The sequence below is a fragment of the Dyadobacter luticola genome (assembly GCF_005860805.1).
GTDB classification, from domain to species: Bacteria; Bacteroidota; Bacteroidia; order Cytophagales; family Spirosomataceae; genus Dyadobacter; species Dyadobacter luticola.
In genome coordinates this window covers 1,406,073-1,429,241 of the sequence record NZ_VCEJ01000004.1, presented here as the reverse complement: position 1 = coordinate 1,429,241, position 23,169 = coordinate 1,406,073, and the positions used below count along the sequence as shown (strand labels likewise).

At 47.1% G+C, this 23,169-nt stretch carries 18 protein-coding genes; 12 read left to right on the top strand and 6 right to left on the bottom strand.

Translation table 11 applies throughout. From position 1 onward, the window contains the following. Positions 1-13 precede the first annotated feature (13 nt). On the top strand, positions 14-2,824 hold the full coding sequence (locus FEN17_RS16580) for a M16 family metallopeptidase (RefSeq protein WP_138366444.1): 2,811 nt from the start codon (positions 14-16) through the stop codon (positions 2,822-2,824). Positions 2,825-2,840: 16 nt separating this feature from the next. Here FEN17_RS16580 and FEN17_RS16575 read toward each other — a convergent pair whose 3' ends face one another. After that, on the bottom strand, positions 2,841-4,319 hold the full coding sequence (locus FEN17_RS16575) for a nicotinate phosphoribosyltransferase (RefSeq protein ID WP_138366443.1): 1,479 nt from the start codon (positions 4,317-4,319) through the stop codon (positions 2,841-2,843). A gap of 231 nt (positions 4,320-4,550) precedes the next feature. On the opposite strand from FEN17_RS16575, the gene FEN17_RS16570 reads away from it, so the two are divergent. Beyond that, positions 4,551-4,808, top strand: a complete 258-nt coding sequence (locus tag FEN17_RS16570) for a helix-turn-helix domain-containing protein (protein ID WP_138366442.1) — start codon at positions 4,551-4,553, stop codon at positions 4,806-4,808. A 68-nt stretch (positions 4,809-4,876) separates the two neighbouring features. Here the strand turns inward: FEN17_RS16570 and FEN17_RS16565 are convergent, their stop codons facing one another. Beyond that, complete coding sequence (locus tag FEN17_RS16565) at positions 4,877-6,361, bottom strand: glycine--tRNA ligase (RefSeq protein ID WP_138366441.1); 1,485 nt, start codon at positions 6,359-6,361, stop codon at positions 4,877-4,879. 210 nt (positions 6,362-6,571) lie between these two features. Here FEN17_RS16565 and FEN17_RS16560 point away from each other — a divergent pair, with 210 nt between their 5' ends. Both FEN17_RS16560 and FEN17_RS16555 read left to right on the top strand, forming a co-directional pair. Next, positions 6,572-8,965, top strand: coding sequence for an ABC transporter permease (locus FEN17_RS16560; protein WP_138366440.1), 2,394 nt, complete (start codon positions 6,572-6,574; stop codon positions 8,963-8,965). 83 nt (positions 8,966-9,048) lie between these two features. Further along, complete coding sequence (locus FEN17_RS16555; protein WP_138366439.1) at positions 9,049-11,454, top strand: ABC transporter permease; 2,406 nt, start codon at positions 9,049-9,051, stop codon at positions 11,452-11,454. A gap of 15 nt (positions 11,455-11,469) precedes the next feature. Here FEN17_RS16555 and FEN17_RS16550 read toward each other — a convergent pair whose 3' ends face one another. The 3 genes from FEN17_RS16550 to FEN17_RS16540 are packed head-to-tail and all read right to left on the bottom strand — an operon-like array spanning position 11,470 to position 13,342. Continuing rightward, positions 11,470-11,817 carry a DUF5615 family PIN-like protein gene (locus FEN17_RS16550; protein ID WP_138366438.1) on the bottom strand — a complete coding sequence of 116 codons (348 nt, stop codon included), beginning with the start codon at positions 11,815-11,817 and terminating at the stop codon, positions 11,470-11,472. Next, positions 11,814-12,044 carry a DUF433 domain-containing protein gene (locus tag FEN17_RS16545; protein ID WP_138366437.1) on the bottom strand — a complete coding sequence of 77 codons (231 nt, stop codon included), beginning with the start codon at positions 12,042-12,044 and terminating at the stop codon, positions 11,814-11,816. Before FEN17_RS16545 ends, FEN17_RS16550 begins: the two co-directional genes overlap by 4 nt. Positions 12,045-12,097: 53 nt before the next feature. Next, positions 12,098-13,342 carry an MFS transporter gene (locus tag FEN17_RS16540; RefSeq protein ID WP_138366436.1) on the bottom strand — a complete coding sequence of 415 codons (1,245 nt, stop codon included), beginning with the start codon at positions 13,340-13,342 and terminating at the stop codon, positions 12,098-12,100. 192 nt (positions 13,343-13,534) lie between these two features. On the opposite strand from FEN17_RS16540, the gene FEN17_RS16535 reads away from it, so the two are divergent. The 8 genes from FEN17_RS16535 to FEN17_RS16500 all read left to right on the top strand — a co-directional run bounded on the left by FEN17_RS16535 (position 13,535) and on the right by FEN17_RS16500 (position 21,032). After that, positions 13,535-14,002, top strand: coding sequence for a hypothetical protein (locus tag FEN17_RS16535; RefSeq protein WP_138366435.1), 468 nt, complete (start codon positions 13,535-13,537; stop codon positions 14,000-14,002). Between the two features lie 41 nt (positions 14,003-14,043). Next, a complete protein-coding gene (locus tag FEN17_RS16530; protein WP_229208849.1) occupies positions 14,044-14,964 on the top strand; it encodes a winged helix-turn-helix domain-containing protein in 921 nt (306 codons plus the stop codon). A 291-nt stretch (positions 14,965-15,255) separates the two neighbouring features. Continuing rightward, positions 15,256-15,918, top strand: coding sequence for an ABC transporter ATP-binding protein (locus FEN17_RS16525; RefSeq protein ID WP_138366434.1), 663 nt, complete (start codon positions 15,256-15,258; stop codon positions 15,916-15,918). 15 nt (positions 15,919-15,933) lie between these two features. Next, positions 15,934-17,244: a TolC family protein gene (locus tag FEN17_RS16520; protein WP_138366433.1), complete on the top strand. Its 1,311-nt coding sequence runs from the start codon at positions 15,934-15,936 to the stop codon at positions 17,242-17,244. Between the two features lie 160 nt (positions 17,245-17,404). Continuing rightward, the gene (locus FEN17_RS16515; protein WP_138366432.1) at positions 17,405-18,055 is read left to right on the top strand and encodes a hypothetical protein; all 651 of its coding nucleotides are present in this window, start codon (positions 17,405-17,407) and stop codon (positions 18,053-18,055) included. Between the two features lie 6 nt (positions 18,056-18,061). Continuing rightward, positions 18,062-18,742: a hypothetical protein gene (locus tag FEN17_RS16510; protein WP_138366431.1), complete on the top strand. Its 681-nt coding sequence runs from the start codon at positions 18,062-18,064 to the stop codon at positions 18,740-18,742. 89 nt (positions 18,743-18,831) lie between these two features. Next, positions 18,832-19,557, top strand: coding sequence for a GDSL-type esterase/lipase family protein (locus FEN17_RS16505; RefSeq protein WP_138366430.1), 726 nt, complete (start codon positions 18,832-18,834; stop codon positions 19,555-19,557). 131 nt (positions 19,558-19,688) lie between these two features. Beyond that, positions 19,689-21,032 carry an FGGY-family carbohydrate kinase gene (locus tag FEN17_RS16500; RefSeq protein WP_138366429.1) on the top strand — a complete coding sequence of 448 codons (1,344 nt, stop codon included), beginning with the start codon at positions 19,689-19,691 and terminating at the stop codon, positions 21,030-21,032. Positions 21,033-21,035: 3 nt separating this feature from the next. Here FEN17_RS16500 and recG read toward each other — a convergent pair whose 3' ends face one another. Further along, positions 21,036-23,156 carry an ATP-dependent DNA helicase RecG gene (recG, locus tag FEN17_RS16495; protein ID WP_138366962.1) on the bottom strand — a complete coding sequence of 707 codons (2,121 nt, stop codon included), beginning with the start codon at positions 23,154-23,156 and terminating at the stop codon, positions 21,036-21,038. Positions 23,157-23,169 lie beyond the last annotated feature (13 nt).

The window sequence follows — 23,169 nt, the reverse complement described above, 5'->3', positions numbered from 1 at the left end:
TAAAATTCGAAAAATGAAAAAGGCGTTTGTCGCTCTGTACGTCACAGTACTGGGAGTTTTCCTCATAAATCCCTCATTTTCTCAAACACTGGCCACCCAGAAGGTCCCGCTCGATCCGGACGTTAAAATGGGACGCCTGAAAAATGGTCTGACCTACTACATTAAGAAAAATACCGAACCGAAAAACCGGGCAGAATTACGGCTGGCCGTCAAGGCAGGTTCGGTGCTTGAAACCGATGCACAGCAAGGTCTGGCGCATTTTATGGAGCACATGAATTTCAATGGTACCACGAATTTTCCTAAAAATGAGCTTGTCAATTTCCTGCAAAAAACCGGTGTCAGGTTCGGCGCGGATTTGAATGCCTACACGGGTTTTGACGAAACAGTATATATGCTTCCGATTCCCACGGATTCGGCCGGGCTGCTGGACAAAGGCTTACAGGTTTTGGAAGACTGGGCGCACGGTGCATTGCTTGATCCCGCAGAAATTGAAAAAGAACGTGGCGTCGTGCTGGAAGAATCACGTTTGGGACGAGGTGCGCAGCAGCGGATGCGGGATAAGTACCTGAAAATGATCCTCAATAACTCCCGGTATGCCGAGCGACTGCCGATCGGAAAGGATAGCATTCTGAAAACATTCAAGCCGGAGACGATCAAATCTTTTTACCAGGATTGGTACCGACCTGACCTGATGGCCGTGATTGCAGTAGGTGATTTTGATGTGGCAAAGGTGGAAGCAATGATCACGGAGAAATTTGGCTCGATGAAACCACCCGTGGCTCCTAAAAAGCGGACTAAGTACGACATTCCGCTGGACGGACAAACCCGGGTGGCGATCGTAACCGATCCTGAATATCCGCAGAATGTGATCCAACTCATTTATAAACAGCCTAATAGCAAAGAAAAAACCTTGCAGGATGTCCGCAACAACTTCGCGCAGGAACTATATAACGCGATGATGGGCCAGCGGATGCAGGAGTTGACCCAAAAAGCCAATCCGCCATTTTTGTATGGTGGCAGTCAGTATGGCGATTTCCTGGGCAACCTCGATTCCTATACTTCGATCGCTTTGGCAAAGGATGCCTCAACAATGAAAACAGCATTAACGGCGCTACTGGAAGAGAATGCGCGTGTGCAGAAATTTGGATTTACGCAGCCAGAACTCGACCGCGCCAAGAAGGATTTCTTCAACAACATTGAGCAATACTATAAGGAAAGGGACAAGACAAAATCGTCGAATCACGTGCAGGAATACCTCGAACATTTCTTGCATGACAAGCCTTACATGGGTGCCGCTGCTTATTTTGAGTTTGTAAAAAAACACCTGGACGACGTGAAACTGGTGGAAATAAATGCACTCGCAAAAAAGTACATTACCGACAAAAACAGGGCTGTGGTAGTTATGAGCGCCGAAAAAACCAAAGATCAGCTGCCGACGGAAGCCGAGATCAGGAGGCTCTTGGCAGAAGGCGGTAAAGATGTGACGGCTTATGTGGATGATGTGACGGACTCTCCGCTGCTGAAAACCGAGCCGAAAGCCGGAAAAGTAACTTCTGAAAAAACATTGGAAAAGCTTGGCGTGACCGAGTTGACATTATCCAATGGCGTGAAGGTCCTGCTCAAACCCACCGATTTCAAAAATGACGAAATACTGATCAAAGCCACAGCGAAAGGTGGATATTCCTTATTTCCTGACGAGCGTGAAACCGGGATTTTCACCAGCTATCTCGTACAATCGGGGGGAGTTGGGCCTTATAACCAGACGCAGTTGCAGAAATTTTTGGCCGGAAAAACAGCAAATGCCGGGCCGTATGTGAGCGAACTGACTGAGGGTATTGGCGGCAATACCAATCCGAAGGATCTCGAAACCACATTACAGCTGATTTACGCTTATTTTACCGAGCCGCGGAAAGATGCAGATGTTGTTGCAGGTGTACTTGCCAACCAGAAGTCGTACCTGGAAAACATGCAGAAAACACTGACGCCGGAGAAAGTTTATTCCGATTCGCTGAATGCAGTATTGACCAGCCACAACCCGAAACGGGCACCTTTGAAGCCTGAAAGTGTGGATAAGGTGAGTCTGGACCGTGCAGTTGCGATTTACAAAGACCGTTTTGCGGATGCTTCCGACTTTGTTTTCACGATTGTGGGCGCATTTAAAACAGAGGAAATTAAGCCGCTGATCGAGAAATACCTGGGCGGACTGCCTTCTACGGACCGGGACGACACTTTCAAGCATCCAAACATTTTCCCGCCAAAAGGAAAAATCGAGAAGACGGTTTACAAAGGACTGGAACCGAAAAGCCGCGTAACATTAGTTTCCAGCGGCGAATACGAATACAATCCTGAGAATAACATTCAGATCGAAGCTCTGCAGGAAGTTCTTCAGATCAAGCTGATCGAGTCGCTGCGTGAAGAAGAAAGTGGCGTGTATGGTGTGGGTGTGTCGGAGTCTACGGATAAATTTCCTACCGGACATTATCGTCTGAGCGTGGCATTTGGCTGCGGGCCAGAGAATGTGGACAAGCTGGTAAAACGGACGCTGCAAGAAATCAACAAACTCAAACAAAATGGCGCCGATCCGAAAGACATCGACAAATTCGTCGCAGAAACCCGGCGTAAAACGGAAACAGCTTTGAAAACCAACAGTTTCTGGCTGGACTATCTAGATGATAACACCTATTTAGGCGACGACCTCGACGAAATTTTCATGCAGGACAAGCTTCTGAAATCCATCACAGTCGCCAGCACGAAAGCAGCTGCGCAGAAGTATTTTAATGATGACAATTTCATCAAGGTGGTGCTGATGCCGGAAAAGAAATAGCAGGATTGCCGGGGGCTCAGGCCTCCGGCAAATGCCCATCCCCACGCAGCCTCAAAACCAGCTCCGTTTTCAAATCAAACAACCCTTTCTCCAACCCGACCGGGTAGGTATGCGGGTTCACGAAGCGTTTGATACCCTTGTAAAAATGTGAAAGCTGACTATTCACCCTTTTACGCGTTTCGTGAATGTCGGGCAATGTATAGGTTAACATTCCTTTTTCAAAAATCGGCACAAGCAGGTCCTCGTATTCGGACGACGCTGGAAAGGATTTATTTTTGGTAAAATCATAGGGATCGATCATGGTGGACTTGCCAGCCAGCGGGGTTTCAATGTTGAAGATCATATCTGCCACAAAACCTTTTGCATCCTTGAAACGCCGTACTTGCTGAATACCCGGCGTAGAGATTTTGATCGCCTGCTCTGAAAGTTTTAATGTGTAATCCCACTCGCCGGATTCGTTTTTAATAGCGGCCAGTTTGTAAACCCCACCCAGCGCCGGTTGGTCATAAGCAGTTACCAGCTTGGTACCGATTCCCCAAATATTGATCTTCGCGCCCTGAATTTTGAGGCTGTCCATGATGTATTCGTCCAGGTCGTTGCTGGCGACAATGCCTGTTTTTTCAAAACCTGCTTCGTCCAGCATTTTTCTCGCTTCAATGCTGAGATAAGCCAGATCACCGGAGTCTAGACGAATCGCGCCTAGCTGATACCCTCTCTCTTTCAGTTGGTTACCTACTGTGATAGCGTGACGTACACCCACCAGCGAATCATACGTATCTACCAGCAGCGTCACATTGTTTGGCATGAACCTGGCGTAGGTTTCAAATGCTTCCAGCTCCGATTCGAAAGACATCACCCAGCTGTGGGCGTGCGTTCCCCGCACAGGAATACCATACAATTTTCCCGCAAGCACATTCGAAGTCGCATCGAAACCTCCGATGTACGCCGCTCGACTAGCCGTGACGCCGCCATCGGGACCCTGTGCTCTTCTTAAACCAAACTCTAAAAGTGAATCCTCGCCAGCTACCAGGCGCATCCGGGCAGCTTTTGTGGCGATCAGTGATTGAAAATTGACCAGGTTCAGCAGCGGAGTTTCCAGTAGCTGACATTGTAAAATCGGCCCTTGAATGCGCAAAAGCGGTTCATTTGGGAAGACGACAGTACCTTCAGGAATTGCATCGATGCTACATTGAAATTCCAGATTTCGCAGGTAGTCTGTGAAACCAGGCTCGAATAAATGTTCTCCGTCACTGCCTGTCAAGGAGCCAACATAGGCCAGGTCCTCTTCGCTGAAACGAAATTCCCGCAGGTAATCGATAACGCTGTTTAGTCCGCAGGCTATTGTAAAACCGCCCTGAAACGGATGTTTTCTGAAATAAAGATTAAAAACCGACTCCTGCTCAGCCTTGCCCGCTTTCCAGTAACCATAGGCCATCGTAAGCTGGTATAAATCGGTAAGCAGGCTGAGCGACGTGCCGTATAATTGATTGATCATCCTGGGATAATTGGTGTACTGATCCGACTAATTAATAAAAATTCCCGACTATTGCCAGCCAGCATTCAAGAGCTCCGATTTCTCTGTGGTCATCAGGGCTAGGACACCCCACTATACGACCAAAAAAGCGCATTTACTTCGAAGTGTTTCTCTCTGAATTTGATCTTTTTATAGTCTTCGGTTCGTATGTTTCTCAATTCACGGTTTTTTCTTGGATTAAAAATACATTTCATGAACCAAACGATAGAGGCGAAGATCAGATCGGTGGCGCAGAACATCAGGAAAATCAGGGAATTCAGGGACTACACGCAGGAATATCTTGCCATGAAGCTGGGGATTTCGCAAAATGCGTACAGTAAAATAGAACTGGCTTACACGAGGATTACGCTCGAAAGACTGATCCAGATTGCGCAAATCCTGGAAGTCGATTCTGTGGATCTCATTAAAGGCAACTCAGAAGACCTGATCAGATTGCACAAAACAGAATAACACACATTACACATAAAAAAGGGGCTGCTTTTTACAAAACAGCCCCTTTTTGCTTTTTTATCAAAACCTTAAATCGCTTCCAGGATCCGCTCGATTGCTACCTGGTAACCAATTTTTTCTTTCAATTCACTGATCGGAACACGCTCCTGCTCCATCGTATCGCGGTGACGGATCGTCACAGTATCGTCTTCCATCGTCTGATAATCCACCGCAATGCAGAATGGAGTTCCGATCAGATCTTGGCGGGTATATCTTTTTCCAATCGCCGCACCATCATCATAAGTTGTTCTGAATGCTGATTTTAGAGAGTTAGCGATTGCCTGCGCTTTTTCCGCCAGACCGTCTTTTTTCACCAGCGGAAGTACCGCCGCTTTGAAAGGCGCCAAAGCCGGGTGCAGTTTCAGATAAGTACGCTCCTTCGCATTCTCGCCCTCACCTACCGTTTCCGAAGTGTAAGCATTACAGAATGTTGCGAGGAAAAGCCTGTCGGCCCCTACCGAAGTTTCAACCACGTACGGAATATAGTTTCCATAAGGTTTTCCATCTTCATTGAGATCAGAATCGAAATACTGTTGTTTTTTCTTCGACAACTCCTGGTGATTTCTCAAATCGAAATCGGTGCGGGAGTGGATACCTTCTATTTCACGGAAGCCAAAAGGGAATTCAAATTCAATATCAACCGCAGCATTGGCATAATGTGCCAGCTTTTCGTGGTCATGGAATTTCAGTTTTTCAACTGGCAGTCCGATCGCTTTATGGAATTTCATCCGCGCTTCTTTCCAGGATTCGTACCACGCCATTTCAGTACCGGGGCGAATGAAAAATTGCATTTCCATTTGTTCAAATTCCCGCATCCGGAAAATAAACTGGCGCGCCACAATCTCATTACGGAAAGCCTTGCCGATTTGCGCAATACCAAAAGGGATCTTCATCCGACCGCTTTTCTGCACATTCAAAAAATTCACAAAAATCCCCTGGGCAGTCTCAGGACGCAAATAAATCAAGCTGGAATCCTCGGCAACCGAACCAACTTGCGTGCTGAACATCAGGTTAAACTGACGCACTTCCGTCCAGTTGGTAGTACCCGAAACCTGGCATTTGATATTTTCGGCAATGATCAGTTCGCGCACACCGTCCAGATCCTCCGCACTCAGCAACCGGCCCATTTCTGCCAGCAATGCCTGCCCTTTTTCCGGCTGACCTTCTGCGGCATATTGTTCCGCTTTTGCTTCCAGCAACTGGTCGGCTCGGTAACGTTTTTTAGAATCCTTATTATCGATCATCGGATCGTTAAATCCGTCCACGTGACCGGAAGCTTTCCAGGTCAGCGGGTGCATAAAAATCGCGGCGTCGATACCTACAATGTTGTCGTGCAGCTGCGTCATCGCCTTCCACCAGGCGGCTTTCAGGTTATTTTTGAGCTCCACGCCGTTTTGACCGTAGTCATAAACAGCCTGTAAACCATCATATATTTCAGAAGAAGGGAATACAAAACCGTATTCTTTGGCATGCCCTACAATGTCTTGCAAAGAGGTAGCAGGTGTTGGGTTCATTCTATTTAGTTAAAAATCAATAAGTAAAAGACGATCAATACAGGAAACTGCGAATTTGGCAAAATTAGGTAATTTGACCGGACATACAGAAACGCAATGTTCGAAACCGAACATGTTTGAAGCTTTTTAAATCATAAAAAGCTGATAATAAGCCGATATCAAAAATGGCATGTGATTTGTTAAAACCTATTTAAACAAACCTTAACTGCTATGCTCCTGAATTACATCAAGATAAGCCTCCGGAATTTCGGAAAACAGAGACTGTTCAGTGGTCTCAACATATTCGGTCTCGCGGTGGGCATGGCGGCGGTTTGGCTTATGGTCCTCTATGTTGCCGACGAGCTGAGTTTCGACCGCTTCCACGCCAAGGCCGACCGGATTTACCGCGTAGTCCAGGCTGCAAAGTGGGATACCGGCGAAATGAACCTGGCGATCACCTCGGCACCTTTTGCGCCAGCACTACAAAATGAATATCCTGAAATCGAGAAAACTGTCCGTATCAGCTCGGAAGGCGGCGGCGTGATTGGCGTCGGTGAAAACAAATTTCGAGAAGGCAACATTGCCTTTACCGACCCGTCGATCTTCGATATCTTTTCTTATACATTTCTTTATGGCGATGCCAAAACCGCATTAACCCAGCCGCAGAAAATTGTTTTAACCAAAACATTAGCTGAAAAACTTTTCGGCGACGCATCCAAAGCGGTTGGGCAAACCGTCTTTTTCAGCAACAATTATCCCAATGCCGTGACCGGCGTGATCGAAGATTCGCCCACCAATTCTCATATGGGTTTTGCTGCATTACGTTCTCTGCCAAGCCATTACACCGGAGGCTGGCAGCAGGCTGAGCTTTATACTTATGTTTTGTTAAAAGAAGGTGCAAGTCCTGAAAAGCTGGCAAGTAAGTTCGGCGGCTTTTATTTAAAGTATCTGAAAAAAGAAATGGGCAATGCGCAATACAAAATGACATTGCAGCCGCTGACCTCGATTCACCTTTATTCGCATCTGGACTATGAATTGGGCGCAAATGGCAAGATTCAAACCATTTATATTTTCTCCGCGATTGCGCTGCTGATCTTGATCATTGCCTGCATTAACTACATTAACCTGTACACCGCCCGGTCGATGAAACGCATCCGCGAAGTCGGCGTCCGCAAAGCGATTGGTTCCGAGCGTTTTCAGCTGATTTCGCAGTTTTTTATCGAATCCTTTATGATGACGATTTTCGCTGGTGCCGTCGCATTTGTGCTGGTGCTCGCATTGCTTCCGCTATTTAACCAACTGGCCGACAAAACATTAACCATCGATCATAACAATGTGCTCGTCACTTCCATTACTGCCCTCGCATTTATCGTCCTCGTCGGCACATTGAGCGGACTTTATCCCGCGATCCAGTTTTCAGGTTTCCGGCCGGTGGTCGCATTGAAGGGTCAATTCGGCAGCCAGTCGGGCGGTAATTTTATGCGTAAATCGCTGGTTGTGTTCCAATTTATGGCGACGGTGGTGATGATTGCCTGCTCGGCGATTGTGTACAAACAGCTTCGTTTTGTGAATACCAAAGATCTGGGTTTCAACAAGAGCCAGGTACTGACATTTCACATTGATAAAAATGACATTCGCGGCCAGGTACAATCTGTAAAAGAGCGACTTACCCAAAATCCGCTCATCGAAAGCGTAGCCTCCGCCAGCAACCCGATCGGTGGAAATAACATTGGCCAAAACGCTATGTTCTTCGAAACCGAAAGCGGAGCAATGCCGGCCGAACCGCAGAATGCGCAGAAATTTTCTGTGGATAATGATTTTATCAAAACATTGGAAATCAAATTACTGTCTGGCAGAAACTTCGACGGAAACTCAGAGGCTGACCTTAAAAATTCGGTGATCATTAATGAATCGCTGGCGAAAAAACAGGGCTGGAAAAATCCGGTCGGAAAAAGGGTTAAATACTTCACCGACAATGCTGGTAACACCGCCGAGGCGCGCGTGATCGGGGTGGTCAAAGATTTTCACATTTATTCTTTGCAGCACAAAATCGAGCCGCTGGTCCTCTTTCTCCCCGACCCGATGGACCGCGACAATTTATACGTCCGCATTCAGGCCGGGAAAACCAAAGAAGCATTAACTTACCTGGCCAGCACATACAAAACCTTCGACCCCGAAGCTACCATAGATTTCCACTTTCTGGACGAAAACTTCGCGCAGCAGTACCGCTCTGAACAAAAGCAAGGCAACATTATGCTGACATTCGCAGTGCTTGCCATCATCATCGCCTGCCTCGGCCTGTTCGGCCTCGCCGCATTCGCCGCCGAGTCACGCACCAAGGAAATCGGCGTTCGCAAAGTACTGGGTGCCAGCATCCAAAGTGTGGTCATGCTGCTTTCAAAAGATTTCATAACGCTCGTCCTGATCGCCATCATTATCGGCACGCCCATCGCCATCTACGCGATGAGCGAGTGGCTCAAAAACTTCGAATACCGCGAAAACCTCTCCTGGTGGGTCTTCGCCCTCTCCGGCCTCGTCGCAATGGTTATTGCAATTGCGACCGTGAGTTACCAGGCGCTGAGATCGGCATTGATGGATCCGGTGAAGTCGTTAAGGACGGAGTAGGGTTTTGACAGGCTTTCTGTTAAATTTCCTTAAATCCATTTCGAGCGAAAAAACCCGTGCAGCATTTCCCCTAAATTCACGGCATGCTGCACAATTACTTCAAAATCGCCTGGCGGAATTTGCTGAAACGTAAATTTTACGCTGCTGTTACGATCTTCGGACTTTCGGTCGGGATGACTTTTGCCTTGCTCGTGATGAGTTATGTCTGGGGGGAGCTCCGCGTGAATGCTTCGCTGCGAAATGCCGGGAATCAGATGATCATTCGCAGCACCTGGAAAAATCCGGATATGGGCACCGACATTGCCACGCTCGGGCCGCTTGGAAAGACATTGAAGCAGGATTACCCAAATCTGGTCGCTAATTTTTACCGATTTGATGCCATCACCGTGGCGGTTTCCCGGGGCGATAAGCATTTCAGGGAAGATGTGCAGACCGGCGATTCTACCTTACTTGCTATGTTCGGATTTCTGTTGCTCCATGGCGACGCCCACACGGCCCTGAACGCACCTGATAACGTGGCAATTACTGCCAGCAAGGCAATCAAATACTTTGGAAAAACCGACGTCCTCGGCCAAACATTGACGCTGCATAATTTTCTGGGCGGCAAGCAAGAATTCCAGGTGACGGCGGTTCTCGACGATTTGCCCGACAATTCGGTAACCCATTTATTCACCAACCAGGCCGGGATTTTTATTCCGTTCAGCAGCCTCGAAGGGCGCAAAGGTTCGGAGGATAACTGGGGTTTTCCATACATGGTCACTTACCTGGAATTGCAGGATGGTGTGAAGCCGGCAGATCTTGAAAAGCCACTGAAACAATTGTTGCAGACACACGCTTCGGCTGATTTTCAGCAGAATTTACGCGCCTATCCCGTGCCTTTACAGCAGTTTTACCGGGAGACAAATAATGGTCTGGTCAAAAAAATGGTGCTGACGCTTTCGGGAATTACGGCGTTTATCTTGCTGATGGCGGTCGTTAATTTTGTCAATATTTCGATTGGAAATTCTTCGGTCAGGCTGAAAGAAATCGGTGTCAGGAAGGTGCTCGGAAGTTTGAAAAGGCAGCTGGTAGGACAATTTTTGGCGGAATCGCTCCTGCTTGCGGGTGTGGCAATGCTGTTTTCGATCGGCCTTTTTGAGTTGTTGAGACCATTTTTTGTTGATCTTCTGGGTAAATCCATTGGCTCAGTTACCAGTTTGTTCCCCTATTCACTGATCATCCCGTTGCTCGCGGCCGTGTTCATCGGTTTGCTTGCAGGACTTTATCCGGCTTTCGTACTTTCATCGCTGCCCTCGATCGATTCGATGCGGGGAAAGCTGAAATCGATCAAAGAGCATGTTTACTTCCGCCGGACCTTGATCAGCATTCAGTTCAGCTTTGCGCTGTTTGTTTTCGCAGGTGCCGCCATCATTTCCAGGCAGGTCGATTATTTTTTTAACAAAGATCTTGGCTATCAAAAAGAATCCCTCATAACCGTCGCTGTTCCGCGCGACTGGACGCCTGCCGGACTCTCCAAAATGCAGGGAATCCGGGACGAGCTGGCAACATTAAAGGAAGTAAATCAGGCAAGTCTGTCCTATGAGATCCCGAATGGTAACTTTGGTGGGCATGTTGGCATTTACAAACCGGGCCAGGATTCGACCGAAGCGGTGCATGCCCTGTTTTTGGGAACTGATGAAAATTATGCGGCAACTTACGGCATCAAAATGCTGGCAGGAGATTTTTTACAGCCTAAAAACAGCGCCTACCTGCCCGATCGTATCGTGCTGAACCAGGCTGCTTTGAAAGCCTTGAAATATGCAGATCCGCAGGATGCATTGGGTCGGCAGGTACGGATTCAAGGATTTCCAAATGCTGTGACGATTGCCGGAATCTCCGCGGATTTCCATTTCGAATCTATGCACGAGGCGATCAAGCCGCTGGCATTTATCCACGTCGGCAACGCCAACTCTTACCGGTATCTCTCATTCCGGATCGCTCCGTCAAATCTTTCAAAATCCATCGCCGCCATCCAACAAAAATGGCGCACACTCATGCCTGACGCTCCATTTGAATTTACTTTCATGGACGACTCGCTGCAAAAATTGTATGTTTCTGAAATGCAGTTGAAGAAAGCCTCGCAGGCCGCAACATTGCTTTCAGTAGTGGTAGTGATTTTAGGAATTCTGGGCATGGTATCCCTTCATGTAGCGCGCAGGACCCGGGAAGTCGGCATCCGAAAAGTACTAGGGGCAACCGGCGTCAGCATTGTAGCGCTTTTCCTGAAAGAATTCCTGCTCGTCCTCCTTTTCGCGATCCTCATCGCCTTCCCACCCGCCATTTTCCTCCTAAACAAATGGCTCCAAACGTACGCCTACCGCATTGCGATCAGCTGGTCTACTTTTGCCTGGATCGGATTGGCATTTGGGGTAGTAATTTCGCTTTTGGTTTTCGTGCAGACTTATAAGACTGCGTTGATGAATCCTGTTAGGAGTTTGAAGGGGGACTAAACGTAGAAATGAATTTTAAATAGTCCTCTTTAAAACTTCATAAAGTGTAAAATCCCTACTCTCTAAAAACTCATTAATTGATACAGTTCTTTCAGATAAAATTTCGGCCAGGTATTCCGTAGAGCAATTTCCGGTTCTGAGCCAGATGATTTTTGGTGGAGAAGAAAATAGATTTAGCAATTTTACGAAATCGTCATCATTGGTAATTACTGCTGCAAATTCGTTTTGACGGGCGTATCGGAAAATTTCGTGGTCGTCGGCATTGCGCAGACCCAGGTCTTTTACATGAAAAAGATCCCAGGACTCTTGCGTGATCAATGGGATAATACGATGCGAAATATTTTGATCAATCAGCAGCTTCATGCAGCTACATCATAAAAGATTTTTCTTTGCTGGTCTGCAGAAAATTCCAGCGCTATAAGAATGTCCTCACGGGTAAGTTCAGGAAAATCAAGCAGAATATCTTCAAAAGACATCCCGGACGCCAGCCAGCGAAGAATGTCTTCTACCGTAATCCGCATTTCACGGATACATGGCTTGCCACTCCGCTTTCCTTCTTCTATGCTGATAATGTTTTTGTAGATATACATAATGTCTCAGGCGTTTCAGACAAAAATAATCAAATGTTGAATGTGGTTGCAACTCAACTCAACCTAACCAAAAACAAATCCTTCGACCTCAGATAAATCCAAGCCACTACAAACAAAGTCAGCACCCCGCCTACTGCAACCGAGGGTACCGTGCCAAAAGCTTTGGCCATGACGCCGGATTCGAAGGCGCCGAGTTCGTTGGAGGAGCTGACGAACATGCCGTTGACTGCTGCCACGCGGCCGCGCATTTCGTCGGGTGGGTAAATGAGCAGGATGGTTTGGCGGACGATTACACTTACGCTATCGCATACTCCCGTGGCGAACAGGGCGGCGCAGGACAGCATGAAGTTGGTGGAAAGTGCGAAAATGATGGTGAAAAGGCCAAAACCGGCTACGGCCACCAGCATGTTACGCCAGGCATTGTGCGTCGGTGGGTAATAAGCCATCGCAAACATTGTCAGCAGCGAGCCGATCGACGGTGCGGCGCGCAGTAGGCCCAGACCTTCTGGCCCGACTTTCAAAATATCCTCGGCAAAAATGGGTAAAAGTGCCACCACACCGCCGAAAAGCACGGAAAACAGATCGAGCGAAATCGCGTAAAGTACGATCCGGGTTTTGAAAACAAACCGGAAACCTTCTTTTAAACTTTCCAGAAGCGGCTGCGAAATCTTCGGAAACTCGGGGCGTGTTTTGATCATTCCCAACAAAATCCAGCAAACCACGAAGCTCAAGATCACACACAATAATGTGTTGGTCAATCCCAGATAAGCATACATAAATCCCGCGATGGCCGGGCCGGTGATGGAGCCTGCCTGCCAGAACGAGCTGCTCCATGTGGACGAATTATGGTAAATCGCACGCGGTACCAGGAACGGTTTGAGCGAGCTGGATGCCGGTGAGTAAAAGCCTTTTGCAAAACCAATCAACGCAAAAACGCCATAAATGACCGCCAAATGCTGAGTTTGGGAAAGTGAGTTATAAATACCCGGCTGGAATGCCACATATAAAATCACCGAACCCAATGTGATCACGGCCAGGCTCAAATGCATGATCGTGATCTTGTTTTTCTGGTCAGCTATGTAGCCGCCGAAAAGGGAGGTAATGATAAAAGGTACCACTTCTGCCAGCCCGATCAGTCCGAGCGCCAGCGGATCGTGCGTCATTTTATAAAGCTCGTAGCCGACAATCACTTCCTGGATCAGGATCGTGGCGGAAAAGAGAAAGGTATTGGAAATAAAAAACCTGAAATCGGAATAGCGGAGCGCTGCGTAGGGATCTTCTGAGGATATCTTTTTCAATTCAATGTTGCGGTGTTCGTTCGGGTAACACCTTTGAAGTGGCTGAATGTTCTGCTTTAACTGAAAATTAATGTAAAAAGCGATCTTTTACATTTCGTTTACAATGTTTTACCAGCAAAAAACATCCGATCAAAAAGGGGTCGATACATTTGGAAAATGCTCAAAACTCGTACAATTTCAAATTTGTCAACCATGAAAAATTCATTTTCCAGAATCCTGGCCGGGCTCATCGTGATCTTCACATTGCCAACTTCCATCGCATTGCCTGAAACATTGCGGAACGGTTTGAACTATAATCCTGTGCTGCTCAACGGAGAAGTTGTCAGCTATGAAAGACTTACCACATCTACACGCGGTACACTCACTTTGGTGGAAGGAAATCCGGAATTCTTCCAAAGCAAAAAAATCCCGTTTAACATTTATCTTATACGCGCCGGAAAAGTGGTCACGACTGGATACAATGCGATTGAAAAGCCGGTCATGGAATATGAACTGAGTAAAATACTAAGTTCTGCGCGTGTCGAGGACCGGATTGTGATCGATCCGGTGGATAAGGAAAATGGCATCGGTCCAAGGATTATTCAGGTTGACCGTTTTCAACTCATGCCACAATTCAACTGGCTGATAGGGCTTGTGAAGCCTGGCAAACAAGGCTGCTGAAATTTGTTAAATTTGCCAGTATCAACCCGCAGCGCACAGCCATGATTTCAACGAATGCAATTTTCCGACTGTTGAAAAACCGGATTTTCCGGGTGTGTTTTTACATGCTTTATGCCGGAATTTTGCTGGGTACAGGTCCAACCTTTGCCAACAATGACAATTTCCGTTTCGCCGAAAAAGTAAATATTGCCCTCAGACGCACTGCGCACCACTTATTGATTTCAAATGGTGATTCCACTTCTACGATCGAGCCGGTAAAGCAGGTTGATGCGAATACTTTTTCTGTACAAGTCGAAAATGTGCTGACATACGATAAGCTGCCGGGTGTACTAGCACAATCGCTTCAAATGCAGCACATTGAGCGGGGCTATAATGTTTCGGTGCGGGATTGCGGCAGTAGCAAAATCAAGCTGGGATATAATTTTCAGGAGCTGAGGCAGCCGGGGGGCGTGGCTTGTCAGGGCCGGACACAAAAAGGCAGCTGCTATGTTTTGCAGATCAGTTTTGAACCCGATCAGGCTAATGTTGCCGGCGGTTTGTCAAATTGGTGGGTGCTGCCTTTCGGTACCGCGCTTGCTGGTCTAGGTTTCATTGCCTGGAACCGCTCACGGCATAAAATCCATGTGCTGCAAGTTGGTGAAAACCCTGCCCTAAATGCTGGAAACAAACTTTTGTTCGGAAACTCCTGCCTGGATCTGGTCGGACAAGTTTTGGAATCAAATAAAACAATTCATCAGCTCACCTACCGAGAAGCTAAATTGCTGACGCTTTTTGTAAAACATCCAAACCAGGTTTTGGAGCGCGATTTGATCCTGAAATCAGTTTGGGAGGACGAGGGCGTGACGGTCGGCCGGAGCGTCGATGTTTTTGTGTCGCGGCTCCGCAAAATGCTTTCCAATGATCCGCAGGTAAAAATTGCCGCCGTGCATGGCATAGGCTATAAACTGGAAGTCCTTTCCTGAGCTATCCCTATTTTCCTGTTTGGCGGAGACCACGCTAGCTAATTCAGCACCGGATTTTTAGTCGAAACAGGAGCTTTTCAGCGTGTCCGTTTGCTACGTCCGATACCGTACACATTTGTACGAATTCGGACGTCCACCCTTTTAAAATAAAACTTAATAACCTGATTTTTAAATTGTTGACGTTTTGGCAAGCCTTTTTAAAATAGGACTGGCATAAGAGGTTCAGGAATAGTATTGTTTTTCAAACGGGTTGTCCGTATCTATACCTGAAAACTCAAACCCAATATTTTTATGATCAAGTTAGAAAAGATATCAAAGTATTACCCTGCAGGATTTGGCAAGACTTACGTGTTGCGTCACATTGATTTAGAAATTAAAGAAGGTGAATTTATCTCGATCATGGGACCGTCGGGTTCCGGTAAATCCACCCTGTTACATATCCTTGGATTACTGGAAGAGCCTTCGGAAGGTGAATATCTTTTCCTCGACGAGCCGGTCCAGAAACTATCCGAGAAAAAACGTACCGAGCTGCACCGTCACCACATTGGTTTTGTATTTCAGGCGTACCATTTGATCGACGAGCTGACGGTTTATGAAAACATTGAAACACCGCTATTATATAAAGGAACATCGTCGTCGGAGCGCAAAAGCCGCGTTGCCGAGCTGCTCGACCGCTTTAATATGGTTGCCAAAAAAGACCTTTTCCCGCACCAGCTTTCAGGTGGCCAGCAGCAGCTGGTGGGTGTAGCCCGGGCGATTGTCCACAATCCGAAGGTAATTTTTGCCGATGAGCCTACCGGAAATTTGCATTCGGAGCAGTCGATCGAGATTATGGAATTATTTCAAAAACTTAACCAGGAAGATAAAGTTACCATTGTACAGGTTACCCACTCGGAACTGAATGCCGGTTATGGAAACCGCGTAGTCCGCTTGAAGGACGGTTGGTTAGCCTAAGAACATCTATTAGCCATGAAACACCTAACTTTACTACTCAGCCTTCTGACAACTTTTGTCCAGGCACAGAGCACCTTAAATATCCGCGAATGCGTGGATCTGCTCGCAAAAAACAACCTCATCTACCAGCAAAGTACCTTACAGGCCGAAGCAGCGCAGGCCCAGTTGCGCCAAACCAAGTCGCAATTGTATCCGCAGATCTCGGCCGGTGTGAGCCAAAGTATCAATGTCGGCCGCAGCATTGACCAGTATACCAATGCGTATATAGACCAGGTTTATGGATATAATTCTCTGGGAATCAATTTTCAGACGCCGGTTTTTCAGGGTTTCAAAGCAGTGAACCAGATCAGGCAGGGTACCCTTTTGAGAGAATCGGCGGAGGTAAACCGCACAGCCGTTTTGAATGCGCAGACGGTACTTTTAATGGTAGGCTATGTGAATGTGCTGGCTACTAAAGCACTTTACGAATCCTGGACTGCACAGGTAGAATCGTCTGAAACACAGGTGGACAGGGTTTCGAAACAAGTGAATGCAGGGACAGTGGGCGCCAATTTGCTCTACGAAATCAAGGCTCAGCTTGCGAATGATAAATTTAGCCAGGTAACTGCATTGAACAATTATCGCACTGCCCGGCTGGCGCTTTTTCAAAGAATGAATGTTACGCCGGACGATAAAGTGGAGTTTGAACCGCTGGCGCCGAAAGATTCGACGATCGTGGTGGATAATGCACTGGATATTTATGAAGAGGCGGCAAAAAGTTTTCCGGAAGTACGTAGCGCAGAATTGTATCGCCAGAGCTTTGCATACCAGGTCAAATCTATCAAAGCATCTAATTATCCTTACCTGGGATTGAGTGGCGGTTTCGGAGCTTTTTATGCTACCACTAACAAAAATCTCGACTACCTGAACCAGCTGAATGCAACCCGTAACGGATCTTTGCAGCTGAGCCTGAACATCCCGATCATGGGCCGCTGGCTGACCCGTCCACGAGTGGAACTGGCGAAAGTGCAGGAGCGCCAGGCGCAGAATACGCTGGATGTCACAAACCAGGTTTTGAGACAAAATATCGAACTGGCTGTACTGAATCTGCAAACGATGGCCGACAGGCACATTTCGGCCCAGCAGCAAGTGGAATCGCTTACCGCAGCATTCGCCGTCATCGAAAGCAAAATGAATGCAGGAATTTCCAACTCCTACGAATACTCACTCTCGAAAGCGAACCTCGCCAAAGCGCAGGGCAACGCGATCCAGGCAAAATATGATTACTTAATGCAGCAAAGATTGCTGCAATACTACCGTCAGGGTAACTGGGATGGGGTATTTTAAAATATCAAAGATTGTTAGGTTAAATTTGGTATCGGTAATACTTAGAGGCAGTCGACCATCGGCTGCCTCTTTTTTGTGTTTTGTTAAATTAACCTAAATCATTCGGTGGTTACATAAACATGATTATATTGCTTTTAACTATAAACTTAATTTGATAGTCATGAAAAAACTTTTTCTGATGCTGCTGCTCGGTTCATTCTGGCCGACCGACGACGTGCAGGCACAATTACAAAAGGGCAGCCGCTACTGGGGGGCGACGATCGGTTTCAACGGCGATCATGCCAAATCCGAATATACACCCCGTTTTTCGAGCAACAACAATCAGTTTAGAGTATCTCCTTCACTGCAAGCCGGCTGGTTTTTTAAGGATAACACCATGTTTGGGTTGCGCGCGATGAGTTCGCTTTCCTGGTTCAAAAATGTCAGTGAAAATCCGGGGCAGGATTATAAATCGGGCATTCGTAACGGAAATGTTTCTCTCTCGCCATTTATCCGGAATTACAAATCGCTTAGTCCAAAATGGGCAATTTTTCTTCATTCCGGCGTCAATTTAAGCTATATCTGGTCGGGTGTCACGATGGACGAATTTGACGGGACCGATACCGGATACGGAGCGTCGATTTATGCAAATCCCGGCATTGTCTACTGGTTCACGCCGCGGTTCGCACTGGAATCCGATTTAAATCTACTCTCAGTCTCACTGGGTTACACGCACCTCAACGGAAATGATTTCAATTTCAGCGCGGGTGTCACTTCTTCTATCACCAGCTACTTTGGCCTGCGGGCGTCATGGTACCTGCAATCTAAATAGCCGATCATGAAAAAGATAATTCTATTCACATTACTGATATCTGCATTTTCTGTAAACCTGGTTTCGGCACAATTCACCGGAAAACGGTTTATTTCAGGCGAAGCCGCCGTAACATTTGGCAGCAGCAATCCCGACGAGTCAAAAGCGACGAATGGTTATGGCTACGGGATCAATGTTAATTTCGGAAAATTCAAAACCGAAACCCGCGCGTCCGGATGGAACCTGAGCACTTCTTTGCAGGGCCGAAAAGAATATTATAACATTAATAATGTAGAAACTTCTGTCAACGGTATCCGTTCAGTCGGCGGCGGAATCGGCCATTTCTGGCATTTTTATAAACATTTCAATGACAACTTCGGGATTTTCGGTGGCCCGGGGATCGCCCTCAATTATGTTTTTGATAGAAGGATTGAGTACCCGCAAGGAACGGCTTATGAGCAAAAAAATCACACTGTTTCTGCGTCGCTGGACATTTCGGCCGGAGGGTATTACAAGTTGAATGAAAGGTGGTGGCTCTTGGCTTCACTTGGATTTTCGCAGCCGGTGGGCGTGAGTTTTTCAGCCGGAAGTTCTACCAATATGAATGATGGTGTGAAATCTATTAATCACGGCCTCAGCTATGGCTTCTCTCCGCAAATCACATTTCCCAGTGTCGGTTTGGGTCTTAGATATTTTTTCCGGGATTAGTATCCTATGTTTTGACCCAAAATAATCCGTCCGTTTAGGTTAAAAAGTTCGTAGATATGCCTTTTCTCGGCATATCTACTTTTTTTAGAATGAAAAAATACATTTTGGCCCTGCTTGTTATCGGACTTAATGCCTGCCACAAACAGCCCCAAACTTCTTCGCAGGGAGCTTCCGCAGCAGTCAAAAACCTCGGACAACCCTGGGAACCAGATTATAAAGTCGACCGCTCGGAAGGTGCTATCCTGGCTTTTGAAAAACAGGATGCCGAAAAAATGCCTGCACCAGGTGGTATCGTCCTGACTGGCAGCTCTTCTTTTACAAAATGGACTTCCGCACCGCAGGACCTCGCGCCGCTCCCGATTATTAACCGTGGTTTCGGCGGCTCCACATTACCCGAAGTAATCTACTACGCCGACCGCACCATTACCAAGTACAATCCAAAAACGGTGGTGATCTATTGTGAAAATGATATGTTCGGCTCCAAACCGAAAACGCCCGAACAAGTCCGCGATGCTTATGTGACGCTTTGCCAGAAAATCCGCGCAAAACAGCCGGACGTAAGACTTTACGGTATTTCCCTGAAACCTTCGCCATCGCGCTGGGCGAAAAAAGACGATGTGATCAAAGCAAATCAGCTAATCCAGGATTACATTAAATCAGATAAAAAGCACAGCTACATCGATGTGTGGCCGGTCATGTTGAAAAATGGCCGACCGGATCCCGCGATTTATGTCAAAGACAGTCTACACATGAACGACGAAGGTTACCGCAGGTGGACGAAAGTATTGAAACCGATACTTGAAAAAACTTCGTAGCCGGTGACATCTTTGCCGGACAAATACAAACATTTTACAAAGAGCAGATAAGGGTATAGGTTTTAACGTAAAGTCACTATATTAACGGAAAAATACATTTTCGGGTAAATAGTGATCCTAGATTTCCACTAATGAAAGTAACAGCAGTTTTTGACATTGGCAGGACCAATAAAAAGTATGTACTTTTTAATGAAAAGTATGAAATAGTCGAAGAGTACTCCGAATACCTCCCGGAAACGACAGACGAAGATGGGTTTCCCACCGAAAATTGCGAGTTACTGACCAATTGGGTAAAAGATCACTGGAACAAGCTGCTGGACAACCCGAAATATGATATCAAGGCAGTAAATGTGGCGGGATATGGTGCAAGCCTCGTGCATCTCGACGCTGCCAACAAGCCGCTTACCCCGTTATATTCCTATTTAAAACCTTTTCCGGAAGATTTATCGCGACAGTTTTACAGTACTTACGGAGACCCGACACGCATTTCGCTTCAAACCGGTTCACCGTCGATGGGTATGCTCAATTCCGGGATGCAGCTTTACTGGCTGAAACACACGAAGCCGGACATTTACAAGCAAATCGTCACGACATTACATTTACCCCAATACATTCTCTATCTGCTGACCGGCCGCAAAGTGAGCGATTATACGTCCCTGGGCTGCCACACCGCATTATGGAGCTTCGAAATGTGGGATTATCACGAGTGGGTGAAAGCCGAAGGAATCCACAAAAAACTGGCGCCGGTCCTGGCCTCGTCTTCCTTCATTTACCGTCACGGAGATAAGGGAATTCAGTCCGGATTTGGTTTGCACGATAGTTCTTCGGCATTGATCCCTTACCGGATGGCTGTTAAAAAACCGTTTGTTTTATTATCGACCGGCACCTGGTGTATCAACTTTAACTCATTCGCTTCCAAGCCCCTGACTTCGTACCAGCTGGAAAGGGATTGTATGAATTACCTGACGCCCGAAGGCAGCGGCGTCACTGCCTCCCGCCTTTTCCTGGGCCGCGAGCATGATTTTCAGGTAGCACGGATTGCAGAATATTTCCAGGTAGAGCCTGATTTTTACAAATCTGTTGCTTTTAATGATGAAGTACTGAAAGCAGATACGCCGCCTTTCTATACCGCTTGTATGACTGGAAATGGTCCGTTCCCGGAACCTAATACCCAGGAGTGGCAGATCAGCGCGTTTTCTTCGCCGGAAGCTGCGTACCATCATTTGATCAAAGGCTTGACGGAGCTACTCTTCGTATCGCTTAATCTGGTGGCTGTCAATGATGTACAGGCTATTTATATCGACGGTGGTTTTGCAAGAAATGAAATCTTCACAAGATTGATCTCACGTAACTACCCGAACCATAAGGTATATGCTACTGACCTACCCTATGCTACTTCGCTGGGTGCGGCATTGCATGTTACCCGCCCGCAGACATTTGAATTTTCAGGAGAAATCCGTGAGATAATGCCTTGATCCTTAGCTGATCCTGCCCCAGTTTGTTTCTTCTTTCCGTAGGTTTTGCAAATGCATGCGGATCGGCTGATTGACAGGCTGGGCCAGATCCGGATCACTGGTCAGAATTTCTTCCGCAGAGCTTCGGGCTACCCGCAAAATCTCACCATCCTGCGCGAGATTAGCGACTAGCAAGTCTACCAGTCCGCTTTGCTGCGTGCCCGACATATCACCCGGGCCACGCAACTGCAAATCCACTTCTGCGATTTCAAAACCATCATTCGTACGGCACATTGTCTCGATCCGCAGCTTGGTATCTTTGCTGATTTTGTAATCGGTAATCAAAATACAGTACGACTGCTCGGCACCGCGCCCTACCCTTCCCCGGAGCTGGTGCAGCTGTGATAATCCAAAGCGTTCTGCATTTTCAATCACCATCACGGAAGCATTCGGTACATTTACCCCGACTTCGATCACCGTCGTCGCGACCATCATTTTCGTTTCCCCACGCACAAACCGCCCCATTTCATAATCCTTATCGGCGGATTTCATTTTACCATGCAAAATGCTGAGCGGGACGTCAGGAAATGCGCGGGAGATACTTTCATAGCCATCCATGAGGTCTTTTAAATCCATTTTTTCGGATTCTTCGATCAGCGGATAGACCAGATAAATCTGTCGGCCTTTGGCAATCTCATCTTTTAAAAATCCAAAAACAGAAAGCCTGTGCGCGTCATACCGGTGCACGGTTTTGATGGGTTTTCGGCCTGCTGGAAGCTCGTTGATCGCCGAAATATCCAGGTCGCCGTACAATGTCATCGCCAATGTTCGCGGGATGGGTGTGGCGGTCATCACGAGCATGTGCGGGTAAATGCTTTTATTTTTTGCCCACAATTTCGCCCGCTGCGCCACTCCGAAACGGTGCTGCTCGTCGATAATACAAAGGCCCAGGTTTTTGAACTGCACAATGTCCTCGATCAACGCGTGGGTACCGACGATAATGTGCAGAGAACCGTCCAGCAATTCCTTGTGAATAATTTCTCGCTCCTTTTTCTTGGTTGAACCCGTCAGTTTGGCAATGTTGATTCCGAGCAGGTCCGCAAACTTTTTCAAACCCTGATAATGCTGATCAGCAAGGATTTCGGTAGGCGCCATGAGGCAAGCCTGCGCGTCATTATCCAGTGCAAAAAGCATGGTTATGAAGGCTACAATCGTTTTTCCGGAGCCGACATCGCCCTGCAGGAGCCGGTTCATTTGCTTGCCGGTTTTCAGGTCTTCGTGGATTTCATGCAAAACCCGGATCTGCGCGCCAGTGAGTTGAAACGGCAAATGTTTTTCGTAAAACTCCTTGACCAGTAATGTTTTATTAAAAATAAGCCCAGGATATTCGGTCTTGTGCAGCAGCTTGTTTTTAATCAGCCTGAACTGATTGTAAAACAATTCCTCAAACTTCAACCGCCGCTGCGCCTGGTGCAGCCACTGCTGATTTTGCGGCATGTGGTAACCCCATAACGCATCGGCTTTTGAAACCAGCCGATACTTTTGGACCAAATTTTCAGGCAATGTTTCCTTAATGTGCGACCGCGAAATTTCAAGGAGACCTTTGATCATCCTGCTTAGAGCGCGGCTGTCAATGAAACGTTTGCGGAGTTTTTCTGTGAGCGGATAAATGGGCTGCCAGTAGCCTCCCAGCTCGTTTTCATGCGTAGCCAGCTCGATTTCCGGATGGGTAATGCTCCATCTCCCACCGAAATTCTGCGGTTTTCCGTAAACAATGTATTCAGTATTAACTCGCAAATTCTTTTGGTACCAGGGAATGCTCTGGAACCAGACGAGCTCCATCAAGCCCGTACTATCCTGAAAATAAGCGACCAACCGTTTTTTTGAACCTTCGCCTACTGTCGTCCACTCGCGCACTTTTCCCTTGATCTGCGCCGCGGGCATTTGTTCATCGAGACTTTTGATCTGGTGAAAAACTGTCCTGTCTTCGTGGCGGAAAGGATAATGCTGAATAAGATCGCCGTAGGTAAAAATGCTGAGCTCCTGGTTCAGTAAGGCCGCTTTTTGCGGACCGACACCTTTGAGAAATTCAATTTTGGTATCGAAAAAACGGGTATTTACGGAGGTATTTTGTTCCGGGGTCATCATTCAAATATAG